The organism is Streptomyces sp. KLMMK, from assembly GCF_036961605.1.
GTDB classification, from domain to species: Bacteria; Actinomycetota; Actinomycetes; order Streptomycetales; family Streptomycetaceae; genus Streptomyces; species Streptomyces telluris.
Window position 1 is genome coordinate 1 of sequence record NZ_JBAMDC010000442.1, and the last position, 4,980, is coordinate 4,980.

Genomic DNA, 4,980 nt, shown 5'->3' on the forward strand with positions numbered 1-4,980 from the left:
GTGCGGGCGAGCCCGCTCCGGGCCGCGGCCGGCTGATGCGGCCGGACGACGACGCGACGACGCCGTTCCAGGCGGGCCGGGTGACGGGCCGCATCCCGCGGACGGCGACGCTGCGCCCGACGGTCGTGACGGTGGACTGGCAGCGCATGGGCGACCCGCCCACCCGCCGCCCCGTGCGCGAGCTGGGCAACGGCCCGACGGACCTGGCGTTGCTCGCGAGCGCGCTGCAGCGCGCCGCGCAGTCGGCGGGAGCGGAGGCGGCGCCACCGCTGCTCTGAGTGCTCCCGTGCGCCCGTGACGGGCCATCACAGCCCGGTCACGATCACCGAGTTGACAGCGAAGACGGTATTGCGGCGGCCGGTGACCGGGCGTAGACCTGTCGCACGGGAGACGACCGCCGGCCGCGGTGACGTGCGGCGCGGACCGCCGGCGGGGAGCTCGTACGGGAGGGGCGGCAATGCGGACTTCGCTTCGTTCGGTGCGCGGGGCGCGCAGCTCGCTCCGTCCGGCGCGCAGCGCTCTGGCGCTCCTCGCGGCCGGGACCCTCGCCCTGTCGGCCGCCGGGTGCAGTGACGACGGCGGCGGCGCGCCGGACAGCAGCAAACCGTCGTCGGACGTGATCCGGCACACCGTGCGGCTGCCCCGGTTGAACGGGCAGAAGCTCAAGGTGACGGCGGTCTGGACGGGCGCCGAGCAGAAGGGCTTCACCAAGGTCCTGGAGGAGTTCTCCCGGCGCACGGGCGCCCAGGTGGCCTACGTGCCCAGCGGCGACGACATGTCCGCCTTCGTCGGCTCGAAGATCGCGGGCGGCGACCCGCCGGACGTGGCCATGCTGCAACAGCCCGGGGCGCTGCGGGAGTTCGCGCAGAAGGGCTGGCTCAAGCCGCTCGGCGGCGAGGCGGCGGCCGAGCTGGACAAGAACTTCACCAAGGGGTGGCAGGAGCTCGGCTCGTCCGGGGGCAAGCGCTACGGCGTCTACTTCAAGGTCAGCAACAAGTCCCTGGTCTGGTACAACACGAAGGTCTTCGACGGGGCCGGGGCGAAGGAGCCGAAGACCTGGCCGGAGTTCCTGGGCGCCGCGCAGCTGATCGCGGACTACGGCATCCCGCCGGTCTCGGTGGGCGGGGCGGACGGCTGGACGCTCACCGACTGGTTCGAGAACATCTACCTCTCCCAGGCGGGCCCGGAGAAGTACGACCAGCTGGCGCAGCACCGGATCCCGTGGACGGACCCGTCCGTGAAGGACGCCCTGACGGCGCTCGGCCGGCTCTTCGGCGGGAAGGGCCTGCTGGCGGACGGCAACGCGGGGGCGGTCCAGACGCAGTTCCCCACCTCGGTCACCCAGACGTTCACCGGCGGGGAGGAGCCGAAGGCCGCCATGGTCTTCGAGGGCGACTTCGCGGCGGCCAACGTCACCGGGGCCGGGGCGAGGATCGGCAAGGAGGCCAAGGTCTTCCCCTTCCCCGCCGTCGGGGCGAAGGCGCCGGTGGTGACCGGCGGCGACGTGGGCGTGGCGCTCAAGGACGGCCCGGCCGCGCAGGCGTTGCTGACCTTCCTCGCCTCGGCCGACGCGGCGCGGGTGTGGGCCGGGCAGGGCGGTTTCCTCTCCGCCAACAGGAACCTCGCCCTCGACGCCTATCCCGACGACGTGCTCCGCTCCATCGCCAGGGCCGTGGTCGCCGCGGGCGACGACTTCCGCTTCGACATGTCCGACCTGGCCCCCGCCTCCTTCGGCGGCAAGCCGGGCCAGGGCGAGTGGAAGCACCTCCAGGATTTCCTGAAGAACCCCGGCGACGTGGCGGGCACCCAGCAGCGGCTGGAGTCCGACGCGGCCAAGGCGTTCAAGAGCTGACGGGAGCCCCGCACCATGTCGACCGCGAACGCGGGCGGCGACGCGGCCTCCGGGCCGCCCCGCCCTTCCGGCAACTCCGCCACGAGCCCCTCGGCGGGCCCCTCACCGAGCCCCTCGCCGAGCCCTTCGCCGGGCCCCTCGCCGAAGAAGTCCCGGAGCGTGGCGGGCACCCGGCTCTGGGTGGCCGGCCTGTTCCTGCTGCCCGCGCTGGTCCTGCTCGGCGCGCTCGTCGTCTACCCCATCGGCTACTCCGTCTGGCGCAGCCTCTTCGACGCGAGCGGCAACGGCTTCGTGGGCGTGGACAACTACCACGAGGTCTTCACCGACGACCGGATCCGCACGGCCCTGAAGAACAACATCATCTGGGTGGTCGTCGCGCCGTCGGTGGCCACCGCCCTCGGCCTGATCTTCGCGGTGCTCACCGAACGGGTGCGCTGGGGCACGGCGTTCAAGCTCGTCGTCTTCATGCCGATGGCGGTCTCGATGCTGGCCTCGGGCATCATCTTCCGGCTGGTCTACGAGCAGAACCCCGACCGCGGCGTCGCGAACGCGGTGTGGGTGGGCGTCCACGACACCTTCTCGCCGCCCGCGCCCTTCCCGGGCGCGCACCCGAGGGACGACGGGCTGCTGGTGGAGAGCCGCGGGGCGTTCACGACCAAGGCGGTGGTGAAGGCCGGCGGTGCGACCACGCTTCCGCTGGTGGGCGCGAAGCCCGCGGACATGAAGGGCGCGAAGGACGCCGTTCCGGCGCGGGACGCCGCCGGGAAGGTCACCGGGACGGTCTGGCGCGACTTCACGCGCGGCGGCGGGGGCACGCCGGGCCGGATCGACCCGGGCGAGAAGGCCCTGGAGGGCGTCACGGTGGAGGCGGTCAAGGACGGCCGGACCGTCGCCTCGGCCACCTCGGGCGCCGACGGCACCTTCACCCTGCCCGCCGCGGCCGACGGCGCCCTGCTGCGCCTGCCCGCCTCGAACTTCGCCGCGCCCTACAACGGCGTCGACTGGCTGGGCCCCTCGCTCGTCACCCCGGCCATCATCGGGGCGTACATCTGGATGTGGGCGGGCTTCGCCATGGTGCTGATCGCGGCGGGGCTCGCGAGCGTGCCGCGGGAACTGCTGGAGGCGGCACGCGTGGACGGCGCGAACGAGTGGCAGGTCTTCCGGAGGGTGACGGTGCCGCTGCTGGCGCCGGTGCTCGCGGTCGTGCTGATCACGCTGATGATCAACGTGCTGAAGATCTTCGACCTCGTCTACATCATCGCGCCGGGCGCGAGCCTCGACAAGGCGAACGTGCTGGCCCTGCAGCTGTACCAGTCGTCCTTCGGCACGGACGTCAACCAGGGCGTGGGCAGCGCGATCGCGGTCTTCCTGCTCGTGCTCGTCCTGCCGGTGATGTACGTCAACCTCCGGCGGATCCGAAGGGAGCGGCGGCGATGAGGGGGGCGCTGACGGGAACGCCTGCGGGAGCGCTGACGGGGGGCGACGCCGATGACCACGAGGGCGCGGCAGCGATGACCACGAGGGGGCCGCAGCGATGACCACGGTGGACACGGGCGTACGGGCCGAGCAGTCGCTTCCCGCGCGGATCGCCGGGCGGCTGGGCGGCGGGGTGATGCGGGTCTTCCTCGTCGTGGTCGGGCTGTTCTGGCTGACGCCGACGGTGGGGCTGCTCCTGTCCTCGCTGCGGGACAAGAGAGACATCGCCGCGTCGGGCTGGTGGGAGGTCTTCTCCCACCCGGCGCAGCTGACCACACAGAGCTACAGCAACCTCTTCGGCAACGACACGGTGATGGAGTCCCTCGGCACCACGGCCCTGATCACCGTGCCGGCGACGGCGCTGGTGATCCTCATCGGCGCGTTCGCCGGATACGCCTTCGCCTGGCTCGACTTCCCGGGCCGGGACTGGTGGTTCATGGCGGTGGTGGGGCTGCTGGTGGTGCCGGTGCAGGTGGCGCTGATCCCCGTGGCCAAGCTCTTCAACACCCTCGGCATCTTTGAGAGCACGCCGGGCGTGGTGCTCTTCCACACCGCGTTCGGGCTGCCCTTCGCCGTCTTCCTGCTGCGGAACTTCTTCGCGGAGATCCCCCGGGAGCTGCTGGAGGCCGCCCGGCTGGACGGGGCGGGCGAACTGCGGCTGTTCCTGCGGGTGGTGCTGCCGCTGGGCGGGCCGGCCATCGCCTCGCTGGGGATCTTCCAGTTCCTGTGGGTGTGGAACGACATGCTGATCGCGCTGATCTTCGCGGACAGCGGGCACCCGCCGGTCACGGTCGCCCTGCAGCAGCAGGTGCGCCAGTTCGGCGACAACATCGACATCCTCGCCTCGGGAGCCTTCCTCTCGATGGCCGTACCGCTCGCGGTCTTCTTCGCCTTCCAGCGGCAGTTCGTGAGCGGGGTGATGGCGGGGGCGGTGAAGTAACGGCACCCCGGGCGGGGCCCCCACACACACCGGCCACGCCCCCTACCGTCCTAACGGCGTACGTACAGCGCTACGGAGCCACCGCGGACGAACACCGCCGCTTCCCGCTCCTCACGGCAGAACTCCTCCAGGGCGGTCGTCTTCGCGTGCTCCTCCCGCTGCGCGCGGAACCACCGGGTGCCGACGGTGTTGGTGTCCCCCACCACCCACACCCGGCTTCCTGACGGCAGCCGGGCCAGCCGGTCGCGCAGCACGGCGGTGCTGACCTCGTCGCCGAAGAGCGTGCCGGAGGCGGCCGGTGAGCGCTTGAGGGTGAGATCGCGCAGGCCGGTGAAGTCACGCGGATAGGCGAGGGCCACGCGGCGCTCGTACAGCGGCAGGAACAGCACCGCGTCCCCCGGCCTCGCCCGCTGCGCGGCCGCCGCGGCGACCGGGGCCAGCTCGTCGCCCCGGCTGGTGGGCAGGCGCTCGCGCTCCTGCAGCGGCAGCTGCACCACGAAGGCGGCCAGGACGGCCACGGCGCCGGCCGCCGTCACGGTCCGCCGCCACGGGACGAGCCCCAGGAGCCGGTCGGCGCCGGCCGCGGCGAGCAGGGGTATGCCGGCCAGGCAGAACAGCAGATAGCGGTCGAGGAAGAGCGGCTGGTACTGGGCGGCGGCGTAGAGCAGGACGGGCGGGACGAGGGCCCAGGGCAGGGCGACCGCGGTGAGGC

At 72.7% G+C, this 4,980-nt stretch carries 3 protein-coding genes and 2 pseudogenes; 4 read left to right on the forward strand and 1 reads right to left on the reverse strand.

The genetic code is table 11. The annotated features are described in order from the left end of the window. From V7793_RS33195 to V7793_RS33210, 4 genes and pseudogenes are all read left to right on the forward strand, one after another. Positions 1-278, forward strand: a pseudogene (locus tag V7793_RS33195) (FtsK/SpoIIIE domain-containing protein); the annotation flags it as partial. Positions 279-457: 179 nt separating this feature from the next. Then, positions 458-1,852: an ABC transporter substrate-binding protein gene (locus V7793_RS33200; RefSeq protein ID WP_336013421.1), complete on the forward strand. Its 1,395-nt coding sequence runs from the start codon at positions 458-460 to the stop codon at positions 1,850-1,852. 15 nt (positions 1,853-1,867) lie between these two features. Further along, entirely contained in the window at positions 1,868-3,289 is a 1,422-nt protein-coding gene (locus V7793_RS33205; protein WP_336013422.1) for a carbohydrate ABC transporter permease, read from the forward strand. Positions 3,290-3,386: 97 nt separating this feature from the next. Continuing rightward, a complete protein-coding gene (locus tag V7793_RS33210) occupies positions 3,387-4,268 on the forward strand; it encodes a carbohydrate ABC transporter permease (protein ID WP_336013423.1) in 882 nt (293 codons plus the stop codon). Positions 4,269-4,318: 50 nt separating this feature from the next. Here the strand turns inward: V7793_RS33210 and V7793_RS33215 are convergent. After that, a pseudogene (locus V7793_RS33215) lies at positions 4,319-4,980 on the reverse strand (glycosyltransferase family 39 protein); the annotation flags it as partial.

Coding starts and splice junctions, on each gene's coding strand:
- V7793_RS33200 (WP_336013421.1), top strand. CDS start 458: ATGCGGACTTCGCTTCGTTCGGTGCGCGGGGCGCGCAGCTCGCTCCGT.
- V7793_RS33205 (WP_336013422.1), top strand. CDS start 1,868: ATGTCGACCGCGAACGCGGGCGGCGACGCGGCCTCCGGGCCGCCCCGC.
- V7793_RS33210 (WP_336013423.1), top strand. CDS start 3,387: ATGACCACGGTGGACACGGGCGTACGGGCCGAGCAGTCGCTTCCCGCG.